Raw genomic sequence first — 22,837 nt, 5'->3', positions numbered from 1 at the left:
TTTTTATGCCTGACAAAGCAACCCCCGCCTACGGCTCTACAGGCGTGTTTTTCCCCGAGCTAGAGGATCACTGGCTCATGGACGAAGCCGCGTGGGTCGCGTACCGCGCGACCGCGCTCGAACCCGACCAGGTCACGAAGGTCATCACGACCGAGCGAGACCGCCGCGAGTTCCTCACCGGCATGCAGATCATGGGCCAACTCCAGGACCGCTCCGGCGCACCCCAGGACCCCGTGCCCCAACAACTCGTCGTCGTCGACATGCTTGCCGCCGGACAGACCATCAACGGCGTCATCATGCCCCGACGCTCGACCAAGACGACGACCATCCTCGCCGTCATCATCGGCCGGTGCGCGTGCCGGCCGCGACAGAACTCCGCGTTCACCCTCGCCACCACCGGCCTCAAAGCCCGCGAGAAGTTCGGCAAAGAGGTGCTCGCCGTCATCGAGGCCGTGTACCCGGACAAGAAGAACCGGCCTGTGACCGTGTCGCGCCAGGCCGGAGCGGAGGCCATCACCTTCCCCAACCGCTCCGTGTTCTCGGTCCACGCGCCCATCGGTGACAACTTCCGAGCCTCCGCCTACGACGCCGTCTTCATCGACGAGTCAGGCCGCGCCAAGCCCGAGATGACCGAGGACCTCCTCGCCGCGATTCCGCCGACGTTCGATACCACCGGCGGACAGTTCATCGTCGCCGGGACCGCCGACAAAATCAGGACCGGGAACCTCCTCTACGAAGTCCTGTTCGCCAAGGCCGACGAACTCGACGCGGGCATCCTCCGCTACAACGCGCCCGACTCCACCAGCGAGGAGGAACTCGCAGACTGGGAACCCACGCCGGACAACCCGCGCGCCAACGTGCGGGCGCTCATCGAGAAGCACCACCCCGGCATCGGCAACCTCACCACCCTCGACGCCGTCGAACGCAACTTCCGACTCCAGCCCCGAGCGAAGTTCATCTTCGAGTACCTCGGCATCTTCGGAGACGAAGGCACCGCCACCACCCTCATCGCGCCCGCACTCTGGGCCAAGAGCACGATCCCCGGCGACCTCCCGCCCAAGGCCGAACAGTTCTCCCTCGCCATCGCGATTCACCCGGACGGCCTGTGGGCGTCCGTCGCCGTCGCATGGTGGCACGTCCTCGAACCGCTCGACCTCGTCGCGGTCGCGGAGGACCTCGCCGGAGAGGAACGCGAGACACGAACGGCCATCGGACTCCTGCACCATCAGCAGGGCACCAAGGGATTCTGGCAACGGGTCCTGGTCCTTGCCCGAGAGAACAGGGTCCCCGTCATCTACGACGCCGCGAGCCAGGCCGCCGCCGTCGAGATCGAGGCCCTCAACCGTGCCACACCCCGGCCGGAACTCGTCGCCGCCAAGACCATTGACGTCCGACAGGGCGCGACGAAGATCCTCAAACTCCTCGACGAGAACGCCCTCGCGCACTGGCGACAAGAGCGCCTTGACACCGCCGCCGCCATCGCCACCAAGCGAGCCATCGGCACCTACGGAGGATTCGGGCTCGGCCGCCCCAAGGACCAAGCCGACGCCGATATCACCCCGCTGGAGGCCGCCACTCTCGCCCTCCAGTTCCTCGACGAAGTCAAGGCCCAGCCCGACTCTCGCGACCTATTCGAGTTCTAGGAGACGCCATGCCCGGCCCCGAATCCACCAGCCCCATCCGACTCGACGAGTCGAAGTCACTCATCGTCATCTACTGCACCGAGCACGACTGGTACCGGGCCTCCCGATTCCACCGTGACGAGGCCCTCGACGCCGCGTGCGACCACGAGGAGCGCGAGCACCCCGGCGACCAGCGCCACCGAGAAGCGCGCCGCCTCCGCAAGACATACCGGCGTGTCGCTGTAGCAAAGCGCCCCGCATCCTACGAACCCGGATCGAAGGTCTAGAACGTGGCATTCACAATCTTTGGACGAAACATCGAACAGGTCTACGCCAAGCGCGCGGCCACCGAATTACTCACGCGGCCCTCCGGCCGTGCGCCCATCGCCATCGCGTCACCGTGGGCGCCCGCTGGTGAACTCCAGAGCCTGGTTGCTGACTCCTGGCTCAAGGAGCACCTCACCGCAGAGGGGATGCCGATCACGCGCGAAGCCGCGCTCAAGGTCCCCGGCGTCGCTCGTGCTCACGGCATCGCGTGCACGACGTTCGCCAGCATCCCGAAATTCGTGATGGACGGCGAGACGCACGCCACGGATCAGGCCCCCTGGTTGACGAACTCAGTGTCGGGCGTCGCGCCGTACCACCGCGATTTTGGCGCGGCGTCGGACTGGTTCTTCGAGGGCTGGGCGTGCTACGGCTTCAACGCCGACATGACCGACTGCCTCCACATCCCGTTCGGCATGTGGAAGGTCGACGAGTACGGCTACCTCCAGATCACCTCCGATCTCGTGCCCGAGGAGTACACCGCATACCCCATCGCCATACCCCTCGGGTACGGCGAGAACGGCGTCCTCCACAACGGGGCCGACGTCATCCGCCAGGCACAGGACATCGAGAAGGCGTACCACAACCGCCTCAAGAACCCCATCGCGCTCACCGTCCTCACCCTCGACGACAACACCTACTGGGGGTACTCCAAGGAACAGCGCGCCGCGATCCGCGACGAGTGGAACGAAGGCCGCTCCAAGAACAGCACGGCCCTCAAGCCCGCATCCATGGGCGTCGACTTCCCCGGCGCGGGAATGCCCACGGACCTCTACGAGACCGGCCGCAACGGAAACCGCCTCGACATCGCCAACGTCACCAAGGTCCCCGCCTCGATCATCGAGGGAGTCCGGCAGGGCGGCTCCGGCGGCGGAACCGAGATGCGCTACCAGGGCGTCGGTAACGGCGGCGAACGCTCCGACCTCTGGGAGTACGGCCTCGCCCGCATGATGCTCCTCGCATACGAGGCCCGCCTGTCCCTCGACGACGTCGTTGCCTCCGGTCTCTCGATCCGCGGCGACCAGAGCAACATGCACGCCACGCCGAACCCCGCCACCAATCCCACCAGTGAGGACTAACAGATGAACGATCCTATCCACATCGAAGGCGGCGAGGTCCTCGCCAGCCTCGACGACCGAACCGTCACGGGTCTCCTGATCCCGTACGGCGAGAAGGGCCGCACCAACGTCGGAATCTTCGAGGTTCAGGCCGGTGCCGTCCGCATCCCCGCCGACCCGTCCGTCGTGACCCTGAACCTCGACCACGACCGCTTCCAGCCCGTCGGCAGGGCCACCCGCATCTGGGAGGACAGCGCGGTCGGCATCATGGCGAGTTTCGCCTACGCCTCCACGCCCGAGGGTGACGCGGCTCTCGCGGACGCTCGGAACCCCAAGGGGGAACGCCGCTCGCTCTCCGGTGAGTTCCGAACCGGTATCAAGAACGGCAAGGCGACCGGCGGCGTGCTCGCGGCGGCCGCGCAGTGCGCCCGAGGCGCGTTCCCTTCCGCCATGGTCTTGGCCGCCGATACCCCGGAGGTAGAGGACGACGAGGAGACCGAGGAGACCACGGGCGACACCGTAGCCGAGTCCCACACCGACGACACCTACACCGACGCCGACGGCAACAAGTGGACCCGCGTCTACGACTCCGAGACCGTCGAGACCGATACCGGCACCCAGACCACCACCACCATCACCGAGACATACACCGACCCCGCCGCCGAGGCGGCAACCGACCAGGAGGAATCCGAAGTGACCGCATCCGCCGTGCCCGCAACCCAGCGCAAGGGCGCACCCACCATCACCACCACCGAGCGCGAGCGCGACCACCGCGACGTCTTCGCCGCCCTCGCCGCCATCAAGCGCAACCGCCACGACTCCGACGCCCTCGAAGTCCTCGCCGCGTTCTCCGACATCACCGTCGGCGGCGCAAACGCCCTGCCGACCGGCGGCGACGTGCTCCGCCCCAACTGGCTGGGCAAGCTCTACCAGGGCATCCCCTACGAGCGCGAGTACATCGACCTCGCCACGCTCGGCACGGACATCTCCCTCGGCGGTAAGGCCGGATACACGATCCACCGTGGCACCGCCGCCGACCCGCTCGACAGGTTCGACGGATCGTGGGCTGGCAATAAGGCCGCGATCAAGTCGGGCGTTGCTCGCACGCTGAAGAAGGCCTCCAGCCTCGACCGCTTCGCGTTCGGCAACGACATCGGCCGCGAGTTCTGGGACCTCCCCGGCGGCGAGGAAGTCATCGAGGAGTACATCGCTCTCATCGTCGAGGACCACCTCCGCTGGTCCGACGAACTCGCGCTCGACGTCATCCGCACCGTGGCCGGTGATCCCATCGCGCCCACCGAGTACCCCGGCGTCGCGGGCCACGACTTCCCCGACGCTCTGGGCCAGATGATCCAGGGCATCATGGCCGTCAAGCGGAAGAAGGCCGACGGCCGCAAGGACGTCCCCACGTTCGTCATCGCGAACGAGGCCGCCTACGAGGAACTCCTCTACACGCCCAAGGACCTCGTCCCCGAGTTCGTCAAGTTCTCCGCGTCGACCGACGGCGAGGGAAACGCGGACGGTCTGCGCCTCGTCATGGGTGACACCGGCGTCGAGAACACGCCCTCCGTCATCGTCGGCTCCGGCAAGGCCATCGACTTCGACGAGATCGCCGGTGGACCGCTGAAGATCGACGCTCTCGACCTCCCGCGCGGCGGCGTCGACAAGGCCGTCCACGGCTACCTCCAGACGTTCATCGTCCGCCCCGAGGCCATCGTCCACATCGGCATCGAGGACGCCTGAGCCATGGCCGCCTGGTACACCACCGCTGACCAGAGCCGCATCCTCGCGGCTTGGCCCGACGCCGACGTGAGCAACGAGGAGGTCCTCGGGTTCGTGCTCGACACGGCCCGCCTCCAGGTCGTTCACTTCGCGCCGACGCCCACGGAGGCCCAGGCGGCCATCGCCGCCACCCTCCTCCAGTTCGGTCTGCACGACCGGCTGGAGGAGGTCCTCGACCTCCTCGACCTCGACCCCGAGGACGTCCCGTTCAACCTCGTCTACGCCCAACTCCAGCAGGTCAAGAACCTCTGGGCCGCCGGACGTGCAAGCCAGGACGGCGAGATCGGCTCCGAGGGATTCATGTTCATCCCTCGCCCGCTCGACAAGACCATCCGGACCATCATCCGGCCCATCACCGGGGAGGTCGGCGGTGGATTCTGACGCACCCCTCCTGGACCTCATCGAGGGCGAACTCGTCGACGCGCTCCGCGCCGCCGTGCCGACCGACTGGCGAGTCCTCCCCGCCGAGGGACAGACCACCAAGTCACTCGGCATCGTCCTCTACTACGAACAGGGCGACCTCGTCACGACAGTGAACGGCGGCCCCGTGCCGTCCGGATACCTCGGCGTCGAGTTCACCCTCACACTCGCCGCGCCCGAGGCAGACCCCGAGAAGGGCACCGCGCGCGTCACGCGCGCTGTCACGTCCCTCCTGCCCGCACTCGACGCCATGTCCTCCCTCTACTGGGACCGCGCCGAGAAGGTCCGTCTCGACACCGGAGAGACGACCTACCGGCTGGCCGTCGTCAGCCTCAGTAGATACCGCAAGCCCACGCCCACCACCGAGCCGGACACCGAGCCGGACCCCATGCCCGAGGAGGCATAACCCCATGGCACTCCGCCTCATCAGCGCGACCATCAAGGTCGACGACACCGAGTACACCGAGGAGATTCAGGACTACTCCTGGGACCCCACCAACACCACCACGAGCGTCACCGACGTCTCCGGCAAGGTCCACAAGTTCTCCGCCGACGAGTCCGACTGGGCGCTCACGATGAACGTCTTCCAGAACTTCGCCGCCTCCGGCTTCGCCCGCAAGTGCTTCGACTCGCCCGGCGTCAAGGTGGAGATCGTCGTCGTCGACGGACCCGTCACCTGGACGGCCGAGATCGACCTCGTCGCGCCGAAGATCGGCGGCACGGCCAAGACGGTCGGCCTCTCGCCGCTCGTCTTCCCGTCCACCAAGCCCGTCCCCACCCCGACGGCGGGCTGAGCCGTGGCGCAGGGGCGAATCAGTCTCCTGGTTGATTCGCCCCTGCGCGACCTCGCCATCGTCTACCGCGTCGTCCCGGCCAAGACCCGCAAGCAGATCAACCGGGCGACGAAGGGTGCCGCTCAGCCCATCTGGAAGACGGAGACCGCCGAGCGGGCCACCACCCGCATCCAACAGCGAAGCCTCGTCGACACCGCCAAGGTCGGCGTCACCAACCGCAACGTCTTCCTCCGGGCCGGAGGCGGCAAGTATGCCGCGCTCCAGTCCGCCGCCGAATTCGGCCGGCCGATTGCCGCACCGATCAAGAGCCGCTCCAAGCGGGGCAAGGCCTACACCCGTACGACTGGGTCCCTATTCGGGGATCGCGAGCGGCGCGGGAAGGTCGTCTTCCCCGCCTCCCGCGCCTCAATCTCCCGGTTTGCATCCCTCTGGATTCAGACCACCATCCGCACTCTCCACGAAGCCGAAGAGAAGGTCTAGCCACCATGGCACGCAAGTACGAAATCGGAGTCGGTATCGACACCGGCGGCTTTGAGAGGGGCGTAGCCAACGGCATCGTCGACCCTCTGGAGGATGCCGCCGACGCCCTCGACGACCTCGAACGGGCCGCGAATAGCGCCGACCTTGACAAGCAGATCGACAAGGCCGCCAAGGCCACCGAGGAACTCGACGACGAACTCGACGACGCCCGTGACGCGCTCCGCCGACTTGGCTACTCCGCACGCGACGCCGGAGACGATGCCCGCCGGGGAATGGACGATGCCGGGGAGGGCGTCGAGAACCTCAAAGACGAGGCCAAGCAGAGCGCCCGAGAGACCGCCGCCAGCTTCAGCGAGGTCACCGACGTCCTCGACCTGATCCAAGAGCTCGCCGCCAACGCCCTCGTCGGCTTCGGCCCCGGCGGGATCGCGGCCGGTCTCCTCGCGGCCGCCGGTATCGGTCTCGCCACGAGCGCATTCCAGGCCGCCGAGGAGGCCGCCGAAGACCTCCGACAGAAAGCCGTCGAGTACGCCGGAGACGCCACCGAGGCCGGAGTTGCCACCGACACCTGGCTCACCGGAGCGGCTCAGATCGTCGAGCGCATCCGTGAACTCGAACAACTCAAGTCCACCGACTTCCGGTTCTTCTGGGACGAGGACCCGAGCCAACTCGAGGAATGGGCCGACGCACTCGACAAGATGGGTCGTCCCGCATCCGAGATCGGTGACGTCCTGAAGTCGTCGACCGATGCAGTCAAGGACTACCGCGACGCAATCAAGGAGTCTCGACGCGCCACGCAAGACGAGATCGACGAAATCTTCAAGCGCACGGACGCGCAGGGTGAGTCGACCCAGGCCGACAGAGACCGGATGGAGGTGCTACGCGAGGAACTCGCTGGGTCGAAGGACCTCCTCGAATCGCTTGATAGCGAGATCAAACTCCGTGACTCGGCTAGCGACTCAGCCGCGCGGCAGAGCGCCGCCGGTGTCGACGCCGCACTCCAGCGCGCTCAGGCCGAGGAGGAGGCCGCCAACGCCGTCACGTCCGCGCTGGAGAGCGTCGAACAATCCGCCCTCGGTGCGTACGACTCGATGCGCTCCGCCGCGTACGACAAGGCCACTGCCGACGACGCCGCCTTCGACACGGACAAGTGGCTCGCCTACGTCGAGGAAACCCGTGCCCTGGCGGACGGGTACAAGACGAACCTCGCGAGCATGAAACTCACCCCGGCCGAGTGGGAGAACTTCCTCGCCCTGCCCGAGGACGCGCGCAACTCGATTGCGGCGTCCTACTCCTCCGCCGGTGAGGACGGCAAAGAGCGCATCCGCAAGGCCCTCAGCGACAGCGGATCGACCGCCGGTGCAGATGCCACCGTCGGATTCGAGGAGTCCTTCAACCCGGAGGCCAACGTCGAGGTCACCGCCGACACCTCGGGCGCGGCCGCCGACCTCGACGAGGTCACTGAAGACCGCGACGTCGACATCAAGGCGAACCTCACCGGAGAGGCCGCCGTCCGCGACGGCCTGGAGACGCTCACCAAGCGGCGCACCGTGGCCGTTGAGGCTGTCCTCGACACCTCCCAGGCGACCCGCGATCTCGCGGCCTGGAGGCGCTCCGAGGCATCCAAGACCGTCACCATCACAGCCAAACTCGCCAAGGGAGAGGGGTGGGACAAGTGACCACGACCATCACTCACGCAACCGGAACAGTCGTCCCGACCGCCCTGGAGGGCTACCGAGCATCCCGCCCGGCCCGCACCCTCGTCCACCGCATCCTCAACCGAGCCGACGACGACGTCACACTCCGCGAATTCGGCCTCCGCTCTGGGTCCTTCGTCCTCGTGTTCGACGGAGAGGCGGCCGCCGTCGCTGCCTTCGCGGCGCTCGGCGTCCCGCAAAAACTCGCGATCACCGACACCGCCGTCCACTCCCTCGCGATGTCATTCGTCATCGCGGAGGGCGAACTCAGCATCGAACAGGACAGGGACAACGTCCGCCTGTGGCGCGTGACGGTGCCGTACAACGAGGTGACCGCGTGAGCACCATCGCCCGACACGACTACACCGCCAAAGTGGGTGCCACGGTCCTGTCCCTCGACGAGGACAACCCCGGCGATGTCGGATTCGACAGTGGGCGCATCCCGTACGTCGAGGGCTCGGTCACCCTTGCCGTCGAAGACTTCGCCCTCCTCGACGACCTCGACCCTCGCGACGGCCGCCGCGTCGTCGTCGAAGCCAAGGGAACCTGGCCCGACCACACCCAAGCCCGGACCTTCGACCTCGGCATCCGCGACGCAATCCCGAACCGCGACGACAGCACGGTCACCCTCGAACTCGCCTCCGACGAAGCCATCCTCGACGACTTCGCCCAACTCGTCGACGACCCCACGCCCCGCACCCACCAGGCATCCCTACGCGCCGTCTGCAACTACGCCCTCGGCAAGATCGGCGCGACCCTCCAGCCCGGCGGCCCAGACGCCGACGTCACCGCCTACTGGGAGGCCACCAACGTCCTCGTCGATCCCGCGTGCTCCAGCGTCGCCAACTTCACCGGCGGCGGCAACGCACACACCATCGTCCGGTACGGCGCCAGCGACCTCCCCATCCCCAACACCGGCTACATCTACTGGACATCTGGGGCGGCAGGACAGTCCTTCATCCAGTTCAACGGCGGCGACCCGAGTACCCGCGTCGGTGACACCTGGACCCTCCAGGCATGGATGAACCGCGCCGCCTCAGCCGGTGCCGTGGGACGCCTCCGCGCCTACGAGATCAATGCGGCAGGGTCCGTCCTCCGCACCATCGAGAGTGCACCCACAAACATCAACTCCAGCGGTTGGACACCCCTCGCCCTCACCTTCACTGTCCAGAACCCCCGGACGGTCAAACTCATGGTCTACACGTCCGCCATCGCCACGGCGGGCGGACAGACCTACGCCCTCACCGCACCCATGCTTCACAAGGCGGGGGAACCGATCGCACCGTTTACCGGCTCGACCGGCGGACCCGGATACACCTACTCGTGGGTCGGGACGGCTAACGCATCGGCCTCGACGCGCAAGCCCGTCATCGAGCGCGTTCCCGAGTCCCTCGTATGGTCCGCTGGGATCTCTGGAATGGCCTTCCTCCGGCCTCTCCTCCTCGCATCCGGCCTCCGCCTGGTCTGCGACGAGAAGCGCCGGTGGAGCACCCGAGACGCGAGTTACCGAATCGACGGGATGCAGAACTACCGCGACCGGGTCAACATCATCCGGGCGCGTGAACGCCTCTCGCTCGACGCGGCCGAGTGGTACGACGCCGCCGTGTACGAGTACATCTGGACGGACTCCGACGGAGTCGAACAACGCCGCATCGACGCCTTCGCACTCACCGCCAGCCCTCGCAAGGTGCTCCGGGTCGAACTCCGCGGAACCCCATTCCCCGGCCCCGGCCGCGCCGAGCACGTCGTCAGACGAGCGCAGGGACGCGGGCGCACCGTCACCGTCACCGCGAACCCGACATGGACCGAGCAGACCGACCAGGCCCTCGCGATCCTCCTCGAAGCGACGCCCATCCAGACGGGCGTAGCGGGAACGGTCACCTACGACTTCGGAACCAATGTGGTCACCGTCACCAGCCGGACCACCGACACACCGGCAGGGGCAATCGACCTCCTGACCGGCACCATCAACGCCCTGACCGGCACCATCAACAACCTCTAGGAGACGCCATGCCGCTCACACCCACACCCGGTAACGACGCCCTCGACGCCGGGATGCAACTCACCCCCGGCACCGCGCCCGCGTCCGATATCGACGAGTACATCAACCGTGCCCTCGACTACATCGCCCAGCGCACCGACGTCCCCGGTACGCCACGCGCTATCGAGAAGGGCGGCACGGGGGCCAAGACAGCCGCCGCCGCCCGGACCAACCTCGGCGTACCCGCGACCGGCGACGTCGCCCTCCGCAACGCCCTCGGATTCCTCTACGGCGTCGCCCAACTCTCCGCCCACAACATCGGCATCTACCGTAACGACGGCGCGAACCGAACCGTGATCCGCGTCGCCAACAACGGGAGTCAGTTCGACGAGGCCATCGTCACCGAGGGCACGCTCCCCGGCCTCATGGGCGACACCGTCAAGACCAGCGGCGGCACCATCACGGGAAGCCTCTTCCTGCCGAACGCGAGCCAGGCCGTGAGCGGGTACACCGTCTGCTACATCAACGGCGACGGCCGTGTATCCCGAGGCGCGTCGTCCGAGCGCTACAAGAAGTTCATCAGCAAGATCGATCCGGCCGCCCTCGGTGACATCTTCCCCGACCTCTACCGCTTCCAAATGCGCCAGGGCGAACCCGGCGCGTGGAAGTACGGATGGATCGCAGAGCGCCTCGCGGAGAACCCGCACACCCAGCCCTTCGTCGTCTACAACGAACAGGGCGCGCCCGACTCCGTCGACTTCATCGCCCTTCTCATCGCACAGACCGCACTCCTCCACGAGTGGATCACAGAGGACGCCGAACAGATCGAGATGCTCAAACAGCGCCTCGACAAGTTGGAGGCGGCACAGTGAGCGCCCTCGACGTCATCCCGATCCCCGGCCACCCCGGCATGTACGCGCGCCGCGCATTCATCGACGCATGGACCACCGCCGGGTCACCTCCGCTCAACAGCGCCGGACGCCTCTACGGCGAACAGAAACGCCTCTACGACGGCTGGGTCAACCGCAAGCCCGGATTCAACCCCGCCGACAACCCCGACGACGAGCGCCAGGCCCTCGCCCACGTCCGATTCGTCGCGGGTGATATCGACCCGACACCCGAGCGAGTACGACGCCTCGCGGCCGCCGGACTCATCCGCCCCTACTCCTACGAACCCTGGCACTGGGAGCTACCCAACGTCCGCCAGTACGCCATCGTCCGAGCCATCCCCAAGCCCACACCCACCACCACCCCTGAACAGTCCGAGGAGGACGACATGAGCAAGCCCCTACCCCTCATCTTCAAGGTCGACCCCGGCGGATACTGGGTCCTCGCAGACATGGAGGAGCGCACCTACTCCAAGGTCGCGAACGACGTCCAGAAAGACTTCTACATCAACACGAAGCGCGCCGAACCCATCCACGGCCTCCAGCCCATCTCCGTCATCGCCAAGTTCACGGAGCGCCCGTGAGCGACGCCGTCCTGATCGCCTGCATCACCGGAGTGCAGGCGATCACCCTCGGCGTCCTCGGCCTCCTCGCCAAGCGCATCGGGACCGTCCGCCGGGAGACGACAGCCGTCCGACGCGACACGGCCGCCACGCGCGAACAGGTGGTCAACCACCACACCACCAACTTCCGCGAGGAGAACGACAGCCGCCACGCCGAGACGCGCGGATGGTTCGACGAACTCCGCGACGGCTTCCGGCAACTCCGAGGCGACATTGGGGGTCTCCGCGCTGACGTACGCGGCCTCCGAGTCGACCACAGCGCACTCACACGGCGCGTCGATTCCATCCAACAGAAGGGAACACAGTGAACGAAACCAACAACGAAACCGCTCCGAGCTCGGCCGCCGGCGAGGAGGTTTCCTACAAGAGCCGCGCCGAGCGGAGGGCCGCTCTCCGCGCCAAGTCCGAGAAGATCCTTTCGCCCGCATTCCGACGTTGGGCCTACGGCGTCGCCGTCGCGGCCGTCGGCGTCGCCGTCTTCGCGGGATGGCTCCCGGCACCGTCGGCCGCCGTGCTCGCACCGCTCATCATGGCCCTCCTCTACGTCGACGAGACAGGCGAGCCGAAGGCCTGACGCAACGAAGCCCCGCCGGTAGACGTCTAACCGGCGGGGCTTCGTCGTGCCCGCTATTCGTAGAGGTCGCCGTACATGTCGATAAACTCCGCCTGGGACGTCGCGTCCTTCATCTCCTGGCAATCCGCGCGGGCCGCTTCGACGTCGCCATCAGTGAATGACTTGGCTGTGATCCTGAGACAGTTGTCCCACGCCTTGTCCATCGCGGTCGGTTGCGAGCATCCCGTCACGAGGACGCCAAGGGCGAGCAGGGCCACCATGGCGAGCGGTTTGGGCGTGGACATGGTCCTCCTCCGGTTAGACCGCGACAAGGCGCGCGGTGGGCTTCTCAGGTGCGGCGAGCCCGGCGGCCGCATACACCACGCTACGGCTCCGAGCGTCGGACAGGCGGACGTACCGGCCGGTCGTGTCGGCCGAGGCGTGTCCCATGATCTCGCGGAGCGTGAGGACGTCGCCGTTGGACGCCTCGTGCGCGTTCGTCGCGAAGGAGTGGCGGAGGTTGTGGAGTGACCACGGCCGGGGGAGGACCTCGTCGACGAGTTCATAGACACGCCTCGGGGACAGGTGGCCGTCAATCGCACCGGGGAACGCGAACCCCTCGGGGAGTGCCCGGAGGTCGAGCGCGAGGCGCGGCGTGAGCGGCACGATCCGCAACTTGCGCCCCTTGCCGTGCACGAGAAGCGACCAGCCGAGGAGGTCGGGCCGGAGGTCGTCGGAGTGGATGAGCGCTATCTCGCCCCGTCGGAGGCCAGCGTCGTGAGCAAGGCGCATGATGAGCGACGTGCGATCATCGGCCTTCCGCATCGTGTCCGTGTAGACATGCTCGGGGACCGGGTCCGGGTTCGGCGCTGTGGCACCCACGGTGGGGAGGGCCTTGGCGGGGTTCTTCGCGATCCGGCCGGTTCGCTTGCCCCACCTCCAGAACTCGCGGAAGCACGCATAGCGGTTGCGGCGGGTCTCCTGCATCCACTCCTGAGTCCCGACGAAGCGGAGGAGGTCGTCGGGCGTCACCTCCCATGGGCCGACGCCGATGCGACGGGCGAGGTGCTGGAGTTGCTCGCGGCGGGCGCGGATGGTCGCCGGGGTCCGGCTGTCCACGCGAAGTTTGAGGGCGTAGTCGTCTAGGGCCTCCGTCCAGGAGGCCGAGAGTGGGAGTGCCACGCGCGTTACAGAGTCGGAAGGTTGAACGGCACGGCAATGATCCTCTCGGTACGACACATGCCCCCCAGCCGCATCATTGCGACCAGCATAAATCGACCGGATCGACGAGAAGTGTTCATGCCGCATCCTTCCCATAACGTTCCTGCGCGCTCTGCCTCTTGATCCCGAGCGCATCCCCGATGTACTGCCACGAGTGTCCCTGCGCCCGGAGGCCCTGCACGGCCCGGCGGATCGCGTCGTCGACCTCATCACGGAGGGACACGAGTTCGGCCAACTCCCAGTCATCAGCGGCCGCCACACGCTTGCCAGCGCCCCGGATGATCCGACGCGCGAACTCGATGTACGAGGACGTTTCGACCGTCCGAGACCCCATCACTCCACCTCCGAGGAGGACGCGATTTCGGCGTCAGGCTCAACCTGACACGCATCGAACAGGCCCGAGCACGGCGGAACGCACGGACGAATGGGCCAGTGACAGTCCTCGTCGTGACCGAACGCGCGACCGACCATGCAGAGGGTGCACGAGTGACCGCGTGAGGCGCGGTCGAGGCGCGAGCCGGGACGGGGAGGTGTGAACTCGCGGCACGCCGGATCGGTCGTCAGGTGGCGGGAGTCAGCGTACTCATCGATCCACGCGGCGACTCGACGAAGCGCGAGCATCAGGCGCGCGCTCACGCGGTCACCTCCTCGGCCATGCTCCAGAGCGCCCACTCGTCATCGAGTCCGAGGCCCTCCTCGACTACCAACCAGAAGGTTAGGGGTTCGAGTCCCTTCGGGCGCACATCACCGGAAATCCCCGTCGCATCTGCGGCGGGGATTTCTTCATCCCCGTCGGTTCCCGCAACCGATCGTGCACTGGTGGGCGGTCGCGCTACGCGTCGGGTGCCGGGGCGAGGCGGTACAGGACCTGCGGCCGTCCGCGTTTGCCGTAGCGGTGCGCCAGGTCGATCACGCCCGTGGCCACGAGATGGTCGAGGTACCGGCGGGCGGTCGCGCGCGAGAGCGCACAGGTCGCCGCCACCTCGGATGCCGACATCGAGGCGACCGGATCGAGGGCGGCGACGACGCGGGCCATCGTGACCTCGGCGAGCCCCTTCGGCAGCCCCTCCGGCCGCTCCGCCGCCGTCGCAGGGGATCCCTTCGCGGCACGGTCGGTGAGGCGGATGCTGCCGGTGGCCAGCAGTCGATCGACCTCGCCCTGCGCGAGCGGACGTTCCTGCTCGACGAGGTCGCGGATGCGGCGTCGTGCCTGATAGTCCTCCAGTCGCTGCTGCAGGACCTCCTGGGTGAAGGGCTTGATCAAGTACCCGACAACGTGCGCGGCGAGCGCCTGCCGCACCGTGACCTGGTCGCGGGAGGAGCTGATGACGAGGACGTCTGGTCCTTCCGCCGACCGGGCGCGCAGCCGGTGCAGCACCTCCACCCCGCTGATGTCCGGCAGCCGCATGTCGAGCAGGAGCAGATCGACGTCGTCCGTCACCTGCGCGAGCGCTGCGGCCCCCGTGCCTGCGGTGCCGACCAGGACGAAGCCGGGCGTCTCGGCGATGAACCGGCCGTGCAGAGCACGGGCGCCGGGATCGTCGTCGGCCACGAGAACGCGGATGCCGCTCACCGGGTCGCCTCCATCTCGAAGTCGAAGCGCGCCCCGCCGAGACCGGAACGCCCCACCTCGATCACGCCGCCGCGCGCCATCACCGTGCGACGGACGAGGTCGAGCCCGATCCCGCGTCCACCTCCCGCGTGATCCGACTTCGAGGAGTACCCGCGCGCGAACACCCGCTCGACGTCGGCGGGGTCGATGCCGGGGCCGTCGTCCTCGACAGAGCCGACCAGCGTCCGCCCGCGCTCCGCCAGTGTGCAGCGCACGCGATGGGCGCCCGCCTCGCCGGCATTGCGGCAGAGGTTCGCGAACACCAGCAGCACGCCTTCGTCGATCTCGATGTCGCGATCCATCTCGAGTTCGAGCCGGGCGCCGAGCACCGTGAGCTCCGTCTGCACCGCCTCGATCGCGGCGCTCGTCACGGAGGACCCTGCGGTCGCGGGGTGCTGCGAGGTGAGCACCGGCACGATGCCGTCGATGTACGCGAGCGCGTCGTCCGCGTCGCCGTGCGACACCATCCCGTGGATCACGTGCAGGCGCGTGCTGAACTCATGGGACTGCTCGCGCAGCGCTGAGGTGATGCGCCGCAGGTGCTCGTGCTCCGCCGCTTCCTCGTCGAGTCGGCGGAAGCGCCGTTCGATCGCCGCGCCGACAGCCGAGCTCGCGAGCGTGCCGACGACGAGAGCGCCGATGATCCAGGGCAGGATGTCGCCGAGAGCCTCGTCGCGACGTTCCGCGAGGCTCGACTCCAGCACGCCGACGGCCACCATGCCGACGATCCGCTCACCGTCGCCGTACACCGGGACCTTGGCGCGCAGCGAGCGGCCCGAGGGGCCGGTCTCGGTGCCGAGGAACTCCTCGCCGGCCAGCACCGTCTCGTTCGTGGTCGATACGCGCACTCCGCGTTCGGCGGCATCCGGATGCGTGATCCGCACTCCCTCGTCGTCGGTGATCACGACGTAGTACACCCCCGCGGCCTGCCCGACGATGTCGGCCAGCGGCTGCAGCTCCTCGGTCGCGGCGGCGAGGTCGTCCGCGTCCGCCAGATCGTCCTCGTCACCGCTGTCCACCGAGGACTCCAGGGTGCGTCGCACCTCGGGGAGCACCGCGAGACTCGCGGCCACCTCGTGCACGCGATCGGCGGTGGATGCGCGGATGCTGCGCTCCTGCGCCGAGATCGCGACCCACGCCGTCGCTCCGACCGCCGCGAGCACGATGAGACTGGGCAGCACGAGCATCCCGAGGCGCGCGGCGCGGGCGCCACTGCTGCGTCTCATCTCGGCTGCCTCTCCGTCGCTGGATCGCCGCGCTCCGCTCTCCCATGAGCATCTATGAGCACAAAGCCGAGCGCACGCGACGTGAGCTCGGTCCCTTGCCATCCTAATAACCGTCTTGCGGCGACAACGGTGTCCGCATGAGGAGGCAATGATGACGACGGGTTCATCGGGTACGCGGGTTCTTCCCCGCGTCATAGGCGGCACGATCGCCGCCGCGGCGATAGGCATCGCCGCGTTCGGGTCCATCACGTCCGCCGCGGCAGGTCAGGACATCCACGCGTCGATGACGATCATCGCTCCGGCCGCGGCCGGCGGCGGATGGGACGGCGTGGCGCGCGAGCTCCAGCAGGCGCAGAAGGCGAACGGGCTCGTCAACAACGTCCAGGTCGTGAACATGCCCGGCGCCGGCGGCACCATCGCCCTCGGCAACGTCTCCGTTCTCGAGGGACAGCCGAACAACCTCCTCGTCGGAGGCACGGGCCTCATGGCCGCGACGATCCAGTTCGGCTCCGCCGCCACGCTCGACGATGTGACGCCGCTCGCCGTGGTCGTCGAGGAGTACGACGTCATCGTGGTCCCCGCCGATTCGCCCTACGAGACGCTCGACGACCTCGTCGAGGCGTGGAAGGCCGACCCGAAGGGCGTCCCGTGGACCGGCGGCGGCTCGTTCGACCAGCTCGTCGTCACCGACCTCGCCCTCAGCGCGGGCATCGCCCCGCTCGACACGACGTACATCTCGTCCGACGGCGGAGGCGAGGCGATCCAGGCGCTCCTCAACGGCACGGCCCAGGCGGCGGCCGGCGGTTACCCCGACAACATCGATCAGATCGAGTCCGGCCGTCTGCGCGCGCTCGCCCTCGTCGCCGAGGAGCCGGTCGACGGCATCGACATCCCGACGGCGGCCGAGCAGGGATACGACATCTCGCTCACGAACTGGCGCATGCTCGCCGCCCCGGCAGGGCTCGAGGACGAGCAGGTCGACGGTCTGCGCGAACTCATCGCCGACTCGATCGCGACCCCCGAGTGGAAGGACGCCATCGAGCGCTACCGCTGGACAGAGCGGGTCATCATGGGCGACGAGCTCGACGCGTTCCTCGCGGACGAGCACACCCGCATCGAGCAGCTGTACGAGGAGATGGGACTGTGATGTCATCGAACAATCCGACGGCGGTGTCGGCGGTCGTCGGGCAGCGCCTGGCGTTCGGCGCGGGGCCGGGTCGCGCGGCGGCCCTGCTCAAGGGCCTGACGATGCCCGCGGTCCTGGTCGCGTTCGCGACCTACCTGCTGGTGGGGATCATCACGATGAAGGTGCCGGAGGGATCGGCGTTCCCCGGGCCGCAGTTCTTCCCGATGCTGATCACCGCGGGGCTCTACCTGTTCGCGACGCTGCTCGTCGTGGGGGCGGTGCGCGAGCACCGCGCAGAGCCCGAGACGACGGCATCCGCGGCATCCGCGGCACCGACCGCTCCGGCATCCGCAGCCGCACCCGAGAAGCCGGCCGTGCCGCGCACGGTCCGCGTCGATGTGAGGTCGCTCGCCTGGGTCGTCGGCTCGTTCCTCGTCTTCGCGCTCGTGCTGAACATCCTCGGCTGGATCATCGCCGCAGGACTCCTGTTCTGGTGCATCGCCCGCGGCTTCGGCTCGACCCGCTGGCTGTTCAGCCTCGTGGTGGGACTCACCGTGAGCTCGCTCTCGTACATCGCGTTCGACATGGCGCTCGGCATGTCGCTGCCCTCGGGCATTCTCGGCTGGGGGTTCTGACATGGATGTGCTTCAGCTTCTCGCAGAGGGCTTCGCCGGCGCGCTGACCTGGCAGAACCTCGTCTGGGTTCTGATCGGATGCCTGCTCGGCACCGCAGTCGGCGTCATGCCGGGCCTCGGCTCCTCGATGGCGGTCGCCCTGCTGCTGCCCGTGACCTTCTCGCTCGAACCCACGGCCGCGTTCATCATGTTCGCGGGCGTCTACTTCGGTGGCCTGTTCGGCGACTCGACCATGGGCATCCTGATGAACACCCCTGGACAGGCGTCGGCCATCGCCTCGACCATCGAGGGTCACAAGATGGCCCGGAACGGACGAGCGGCGCAAGCCCTGGCCACCGCCGCGATCGGCGCGTTCATCGGCGGTTTCATCGGCTCGATCGTCGTGGTCTTCCTCGCCCCCGCTCTTGCCGACTTCTCGAGCAGGTTCGGACCGGCGGAGTTCTTCGCGCTCGCCGTGTTCGCGTTCGTGGCGACGTCGTCGGTCGTCACCGACAACGTCATCAAGGGCCTGACCTCACTGTTCCTGGGTCTCGGCATCGCTGTGATCGGCGTCGACGGCGTCTCGGGAGCTCCGCGCTTCACCATGGGCTCCCCGAACCTCTTCGACGGCGTCTCGCTGGTCACCGTGACCGTGGCGATCCTCGCGCTCGGCGAGGTCATCTACGTCGCGTGCCTGGAGCGGCACATGAAGGACAAGGCGCTCATCAAGCCGTCGGGACGGCCCTGGCTCACTCGCGGCGAGTTCAAGGAAGCGGCTCCCGCCTGGTTCCGTGGAACGGCGATCGGCCTGCCGTTCGGCGTGGTGCCGGCGGGCGGCTCCGAGATCCCGACCTTCCTCGCGTACGGACTCGAGAAGCGTCTCGACGCGCGCCGGGCGCGCCCGAAGTTCGGCACCGGCGCGATCCGCGGTCTGGCCGCTCCGGAGGCCGCCGGGAACTCGACGACCAGCATGGCGATGGGCGCCCTGCTCGCCCTGGGGCTGCCGATCTCGGCGACCGCGGCCATCATGCTCGCCGCTTTCCGTCAGTACGGGCTGCAGCCCGGTCCGCTGCTGTTCGAGCGGGCGCCCGAGCTCGTGTGGGCGCTGCTGGCGAGCTTCTTCATCGCGATGATCGTGCTGCTCATCCTGAACCTCCCGTTCGCGATGCTGTGGGCGAAGCTGCTGCTCATCCCTCGTCCCTACCTCTACGCGGGGATCACGATCTTCTGCGCGCTGGGCATCTATGCGACGAGCGGCTCGACGTTCGATCTGCTCATGCTGCTCGGCATCGGTCTGCTCGGATTCCTGATGCGGGCGCTCGACTACCCGCTCGCCCCGCTGATCATCGGCATGGTGCTCGGCCCGCTCGCCGAGACCAGCCTGCGGGATGCCGCGATGAGCGCGAACGGCGACTTCTCGGTGCTGGTGCAGGGGCCTATCTCGATCACGCTGTACGCGCTGCTCGCCGTCGTGCTGCTGCTCGCGGTCCGCGGACGCATCGTCGCCCGCGCCCAGGCCAAGGCCGAGGCGAAGAAGGAGACCGTCGACGCCTGACGCCTGGCGGGGGATTACCGCGGACGAAAGATGGGAAACGCATCGGAAGCCCCCGCTTCCGATGCGTTTTCCATCTTTCAGCGGCCGCGGACCGAGCGGGCGGGGACCGGGCGGGTGGGGTGGGTCAGCCGAGGAGGGTGACGCCGAAGTCGGACACGACGGCGCGCAGCTCGGCGAGGTAGCGCTGCGCCTGATCGGTCAGCGGGATGGCGGACTGGCCGATCCATCCGATCTCGATGCGCTCGTCGACGTCGAGCGGGATCGCGACGATCTCGGGGTCGAGGTCGTCGCTGATGATGCCCGTCGAGATCGTGTAGCCGTCGAGGCCGATCATGAGGTTGAAGATGGTCGCGCGATCCGAGACGCGGATCTCCTGCGCGCTGGACAGGGTGGAGAGGATCTCCTCCGCGAAGTAGAACGAGTTGTTCGCGCCCTGGTCGAAGGTGAGGCGGGGGAGGCCGGCGAGGTCGTCGAGCGTGACGCGGTCGCGCGCGGCGAGCGGGTTCTTGCGCGAGATGAAGATGTGCGGGTCCGCGAGGAACAGCGGGCGGAACGCGAGTCCCGAGTCGCGCAGCAGCTTGTCGATCACGCTGCGGTTGAAGTCGTTGCGGTACAGGATGCCGAGCTCGCTGCGCAGCGTCCGCACGTCTTCGATGATGTCCCACGTACGGGTCTCCCGCAGCGAGAACTCGTACTCCGCGGCGCCGCTGGACCTGACCATCCGCACGAACGCGTCGATCACGAACGAGTAGTGCTGCGCCGAGACGCCGAGCAGCCGCCGCGACGGCGGTCGGCCGAGATAGCGCTGTTCGAGCAGTTCGACCTGTTCGGTGACCTGGCGCGCGTACCCGAGGAACTCCGCACCGTCGGCCGTGAGGGTGACGCCACGGGCGGAGCGGAGGAGGAGCGTGCGTCCGGCGCGGGCTTCAAGATCCTTCATTGCGGCGGACATGGTCGGCTGCGACACGTAGAGCAGGTCGGCGGCCGCGCTGATCGATCCCTCCGCCGCGACCTCGACGAAGTAGTGGAGCTGCTGCAGCGTGATGCCGCTCGATGAACGAGCCATAGGTTAAGACTATATCCGCGCATAGTCGAGGGTAGTTACCTGATATGGCCTCGAGGCGCGCACGATGGAGACACCGACTTCCAGCAGATGGGCCCGCTCATGGCGAACGACTTCACGTTCCACATCACCACCACGCGCTTCGACGAGGACTACACGCCGTCCGAGGACTCGCGGATCACCACGAACTTCGCCAACCTCGCCCGCGGCGAGCACCGCCAGGACAACCTCCGCAACGCCCTGACCATGATCGACCGGCGGTTCAACGACCTCGTGCACTGGGACAACCCGACCCGCGACCGGTACGCGCTCGAGCTCGAGATCATCTCGGCCGCCCTCGAGTTCGCCGACGGCAGCGACGACGAGCACTTCCCGCTGCTCGAGGTCCTCGACATCGCGATCGTCGACCGAGCGACCGGGCGTCGCCACCACGGCATCGTGGGGAACAACTTCTCGTCCTACGTGCGCGACTTCGACTTCAGCATCCTGCTGCCCGCAGCGACCGAGGCGGCGGGACGATTCACCGTCCCCGACGACTTCGGATCGCTTCACGGCAAGCTGTTCCGTCACTTCCTCGACTCGGCGGCGTACCGCGAGCGCTTCACGACCTCGCCCGTCATCTGCATCAGCGTCTCGACGAGCAAGGAGTACCGCCGTACCGAGAACCACCACCCGATCCTCGGCGTCGAATACGTCCAGGACGACGACGGCTCCCTGACCGACGCCTACTTCGGGAAGATGGGGCTCACGGTGCGGTACTTCATGCCTCCGGGGAGCGTCGCACCGCTCGCCTTCTACTTCGAGGGCGACCTGCTGAACGACTACACGAACATGCAGCTGGCCGGAACGATCGCCACGATGGAGACGTTCCAGAAGATCTACCGTCCGGAGATCTACAACGCCAACTCCGCGGCGGCGAGCGTGTACCGTCCCACACTCGACCAGCACGACTACTCGACGACCCGCATCGGCTACGACCGCGAAGAGCGCAGCCGCCTCGCCCTCGCGCAGGGCAGGCATACGCAGGAGCACTTCATCACGCCGCACGGGGACCTGCTGGCTCGATGGGTCGCCGGCGATCCGGTCCGCCTCTCGGCGTCGGCCCCGGTTGCGGCCGCGTGAGCGTCCGGACGGCGCAGGCCGTGAACACGCTCCTCCCCACGTCGATCGTCGGCAGCCTCCCCAAACCCTCGTGGCTCGCGCAGCCCGAGACGCTGTGGTCGCCGTGGAAGCTCGAGGGTGACGCGCTGACCGAGGGGCGGCAGGATGCTCTGCGCAGCGCCGTGCTGGAGCAGACGCGTCGCGGCATCGACGTCATCAGCGACGGCGAGCAGACCCGCCAGCATTTCGTTACGACGTTCATCGAGCACCTCAGCGGCGTCGACTTCGATCAGCGCGAGACCGTGCGGATCCGCGACCGGTACGACGCGAGCGTGCCGACCGTGGTCGGAGCGGTCAGCCGGGAGAAGCCGGTGTTCGTCGACGACGCGAAATTCCTCCGCCAGCAGACCGATCGGCCGATCAAGTGGGCGCTGCCCGGGCCGATGACCATGATCGACACCCTGTCCGATCGGCACTACCGCAGCCGCGAGAAGCTCGCCTGGGAGTTCGCGACGATCCTCAACCAGGAGGCGCGGGAGCTCGAGGCCGCGGGCGTCGACGTCATCCAGTTCGACGAACCCGCGTTCAACGTGTTCTTCGACGAGCTGAAGGACTGGGGTGTCGCGACGCTCGAGCGGGCGGCCGAGGGACTCCGCGCCGAGACCGTCGTGCACATCTGCTACGGCTACGGCATCAAGGCGAACACGGACTGGAAGGCGACACTGGGCCCGGAATGGCGTCAGTACGAGGAGTCGTTCCCGCTGCTGCAGAAGTCGATCATCGACACGGTGTCGCTGGAGCGCGCGCACTCGCACGTGCCGCTCGATCTCATCGAGCTCATCCGGGGCAAGAAGGTCATGCTCGGGGCCATCGACGTCGCGAGCGAGAAGGTCGAGACGCCCGAGGAGGTGGCCGACGTACTGCGCGACGCGCTGGAGTTCGTGGACGCCGACAAGCTCGTGCCGAGCACCAACTGCGGCATGGCGCCGCTGCCCCGCGACGTCGCCCTCGCCAAGCTGAGCGCGCTCAGCGCGGGGGCGGCACTGCTGCGCGAGGAGCTCGCCGAGGTCTGAGGTGTCGGCCGTGCTCGCGCCCGGG

26 protein-coding genes are annotated in these 22,837 nt (G+C 67.8%); 20 read left to right on the top strand and 6 right to left on the bottom strand.

Annotation, left to right across the window (positions count from 1 at the left end; genetic code table 11):
* Positions 1–77 precede the first annotated feature (77 nt).
* Genes AKH00_RS06795 through AKH00_RS06725 form a run of 15 tightly spaced genes read left to right on the top strand, consistent with a single transcriptional unit; the run spans position 78 to position 12,242 of the window.
* A complete protein-coding gene (locus tag AKH00_RS06795) occupies positions 78–1,643 on the top strand; it encodes a hypothetical protein (protein ID WP_050721866.1) in 1,566 nt (521 codons plus the stop codon).
* An 8-nt stretch (positions 1,644–1,651) separates the two neighbouring features.
* The gene (locus tag AKH00_RS06790) at positions 1,652–1,909 is read left to right on the top strand and encodes a hypothetical protein (RefSeq protein ID WP_050721865.1); all 258 of its coding nucleotides are present in this window, start codon (positions 1,652–1,654) and stop codon (positions 1,907–1,909) included.
* 3 nt (positions 1,910–1,912) lie between these two features.
* Positions 1,913–3,025 carry a hypothetical protein gene (locus AKH00_RS06785; RefSeq protein ID WP_152926109.1) on the top strand — a complete coding sequence of 371 codons (1,113 nt, stop codon included), beginning with the start codon at positions 1,913–1,915 and terminating at the stop codon, positions 3,023–3,025.
* Positions 3,026–3,028: 3 nt separating this feature from the next.
* Positions 3,029–4,747, top strand: a complete 1,719-nt coding sequence (locus AKH00_RS06780; RefSeq protein ID WP_050721863.1) for a hypothetical protein — start codon at positions 3,029–3,031, stop codon at positions 4,745–4,747.
* A 3-nt stretch (positions 4,748–4,750) separates the two neighbouring features.
* Complete coding sequence (locus AKH00_RS06775; protein WP_050721862.1) at positions 4,751–5,167, top strand: hypothetical protein; 417 nt, start codon at positions 4,751–4,753, stop codon at positions 5,165–5,167.
* The gene (locus AKH00_RS06770) at positions 5,157–5,612 is read left to right on the top strand and encodes a hypothetical protein (RefSeq protein WP_050721861.1); all 456 of its coding nucleotides are present in this window, start codon (positions 5,157–5,159) and stop codon (positions 5,610–5,612) included. Before AKH00_RS06775 ends, AKH00_RS06770 begins: the two co-directional genes overlap by 11 nt.
* A gap of 4 nt (positions 5,613–5,616) precedes the next feature.
* Positions 5,617–6,000, top strand: coding sequence for a hypothetical protein (locus AKH00_RS06765; RefSeq protein WP_050721860.1), 384 nt, complete (start codon positions 5,617–5,619; stop codon positions 5,998–6,000).
* A gap of 3 nt (positions 6,001–6,003) precedes the next feature.
* Positions 6,004–6,480: a hypothetical protein gene (locus AKH00_RS06760; protein ID WP_050721859.1), complete on the top strand. Its 477-nt coding sequence runs from the start codon at positions 6,004–6,006 to the stop codon at positions 6,478–6,480.
* A gap of 5 nt (positions 6,481–6,485) precedes the next feature.
* Positions 6,486–8,159, top strand: coding sequence for a hypothetical protein (locus AKH00_RS06755; protein ID WP_050721858.1), 1,674 nt, complete (start codon positions 6,486–6,488; stop codon positions 8,157–8,159).
* Positions 8,156–8,518, top strand: a complete 363-nt coding sequence (locus tag AKH00_RS06750; RefSeq protein ID WP_050721857.1) for a hypothetical protein — start codon at positions 8,156–8,158, stop codon at positions 8,516–8,518. Before AKH00_RS06755 ends, AKH00_RS06750 begins: the two co-directional genes overlap by 4 nt.
* Positions 8,515–10,179 (top strand): hypothetical protein, encoded by a 1,665-nt coding sequence (locus tag AKH00_RS06745; protein ID WP_050721856.1) that lies wholly within the window; start codon positions 8,515–8,517, stop codon positions 10,177–10,179. Before AKH00_RS06750 ends, AKH00_RS06745 begins: the two co-directional genes overlap by 4 nt.
* Before the next feature lie 8 nt (positions 10,180–10,187).
* Entirely contained in the window at positions 10,188–11,030 is an 843-nt protein-coding gene (locus AKH00_RS18120; protein WP_050721855.1) for a tail fiber domain-containing protein, read from the top strand.
* On the top strand, positions 11,027–11,629 hold the full coding sequence (locus AKH00_RS17800) for a hypothetical protein (protein WP_050721854.1): 603 nt from the start codon (positions 11,027–11,029) through the stop codon (positions 11,627–11,629). The genes AKH00_RS18120 and AKH00_RS17800 overlap by 4 nt, the downstream gene beginning before the upstream one ends.
* Positions 11,626–11,976, top strand: a complete 351-nt coding sequence (locus AKH00_RS06730) for a DUF2746 domain-containing protein (protein WP_050721853.1) — start codon at positions 11,626–11,628, stop codon at positions 11,974–11,976. The genes AKH00_RS17800 and AKH00_RS06730 overlap by 4 nt, the downstream gene beginning before the upstream one ends.
* The gene (locus AKH00_RS06725) at positions 11,973–12,242 is read left to right on the top strand and encodes a hypothetical protein (protein WP_050721852.1); all 270 of its coding nucleotides are present in this window, start codon (positions 11,973–11,975) and stop codon (positions 12,240–12,242) included. Before AKH00_RS06730 ends, AKH00_RS06725 begins: the two co-directional genes overlap by 4 nt.
* A 53-nt stretch (positions 12,243–12,295) precedes the next feature.
* Here AKH00_RS06725 and AKH00_RS06720 read toward each other — a convergent pair whose 3' ends face one another.
* The 5 genes from AKH00_RS06720 to AKH00_RS06695 form a co-directional block, all read right to left on the bottom strand.
* Positions 12,296–12,526, bottom strand: a complete 231-nt coding sequence (locus AKH00_RS06720) for a hypothetical protein (RefSeq protein WP_050721851.1) — start codon at positions 12,524–12,526, stop codon at positions 12,296–12,298.
* A 13-nt stretch (positions 12,527–12,539) separates the two neighbouring features.
* Positions 12,540–13,403, bottom strand: coding sequence for a tyrosine-type recombinase/integrase (locus tag AKH00_RS06715; protein WP_161804382.1), 864 nt, complete (start codon positions 13,401–13,403; stop codon positions 12,540–12,542).
* A 115-nt stretch (positions 13,404–13,518) separates the two neighbouring features.
* Positions 13,519–13,776, bottom strand: coding sequence for a hypothetical protein (locus tag AKH00_RS06710; protein ID WP_050721849.1), 258 nt, complete (start codon positions 13,774–13,776; stop codon positions 13,519–13,521).
* Positions 13,777–14,274: 498 nt separating this feature from the next.
* The gene (locus tag AKH00_RS06700; protein WP_050721847.1) at positions 14,275–15,015 is read right to left on the bottom strand and encodes a response regulator; all 741 of its coding nucleotides are present in this window, start codon (positions 15,013–15,015) and stop codon (positions 14,275–14,277) included.
* Positions 15,012–16,280 carry a sensor histidine kinase gene (locus AKH00_RS06695; RefSeq protein WP_082297442.1) on the bottom strand — a complete coding sequence of 423 codons (1,269 nt, stop codon included), beginning with the start codon at positions 16,278–16,280 and terminating at the stop codon, positions 15,012–15,014. Before AKH00_RS06695 ends, AKH00_RS06700 begins: the two co-directional genes overlap by 4 nt.
* Positions 16,281–16,431: 151 nt before the next feature.
* On the opposite strand from AKH00_RS06695, the gene AKH00_RS06690 reads away from it, so the two are divergent.
* Genes AKH00_RS06690 through AKH00_RS06680 form a run of 3 tightly spaced genes read left to right on the top strand, consistent with a single transcriptional unit; the run spans position 16,432 to position 19,575 of the window.
* Positions 16,432–17,427, top strand: coding sequence for a tripartite tricarboxylate transporter substrate binding protein (locus AKH00_RS06690; RefSeq protein WP_235556705.1), 996 nt, complete (start codon positions 16,432–16,434; stop codon positions 17,425–17,427).
* The gene (locus AKH00_RS06685; protein WP_050721844.1) at positions 17,427–18,041 is read left to right on the top strand and encodes a tripartite tricarboxylate transporter TctB family protein; all 615 of its coding nucleotides are present in this window, start codon (positions 17,427–17,429) and stop codon (positions 18,039–18,041) included. Before AKH00_RS06690 ends, AKH00_RS06685 begins: the two co-directional genes overlap by 1 nt.
* A gap of 1 nt (position 18,042) precedes the next feature.
* Complete coding sequence (locus AKH00_RS06680; RefSeq protein WP_050721843.1) at positions 18,043–19,575, top strand: tripartite tricarboxylate transporter permease; 1,533 nt, start codon at positions 18,043–18,045, stop codon at positions 19,573–19,575.
* Positions 19,576–19,699: 124 nt separating this feature from the next.
* On the opposite strand, the gene AKH00_RS06675 is transcribed toward AKH00_RS06680, so the two are convergent.
* Positions 19,700–20,641 carry a LysR family transcriptional regulator gene (locus tag AKH00_RS06675; protein WP_050721842.1) on the bottom strand — a complete coding sequence of 314 codons (942 nt, stop codon included), beginning with the start codon at positions 20,639–20,641 and terminating at the stop codon, positions 19,700–19,702.
* A gap of 99 nt (positions 20,642–20,740) precedes the next feature.
* On the opposite strand from AKH00_RS06675, the gene AKH00_RS06670 reads away from it, so the two are divergent.
* Both AKH00_RS06670 and AKH00_RS06665 read left to right on the top strand, forming a co-directional pair.
* A complete protein-coding gene (locus AKH00_RS06670) occupies positions 20,741–21,760 on the top strand; it encodes a putative oxygenase MesX (RefSeq protein WP_050722094.1) in 1,020 nt (339 codons plus the stop codon).
* Between the two features lie 20 nt (positions 21,761–21,780).
* Positions 21,781–22,812 carry a methionine synthase gene (locus tag AKH00_RS06665; RefSeq protein ID WP_050722093.1) on the top strand — a complete coding sequence of 344 codons (1,032 nt, stop codon included), beginning with the start codon at positions 21,781–21,783 and terminating at the stop codon, positions 22,810–22,812.
* Positions 22,813–22,837 lie beyond the last annotated feature (25 nt).

This window comes from Microbacterium sp. GCS4, assembly GCF_001262495.1.
Lineage (GTDB): Bacteria > Actinomycetota > Actinomycetes > Actinomycetales > Microbacteriaceae > Microbacterium.
The sequence above is the reverse complement of the archived record's forward strand: the minus strand, read 5'-3'. Positions and strand labels throughout refer to the sequence as shown.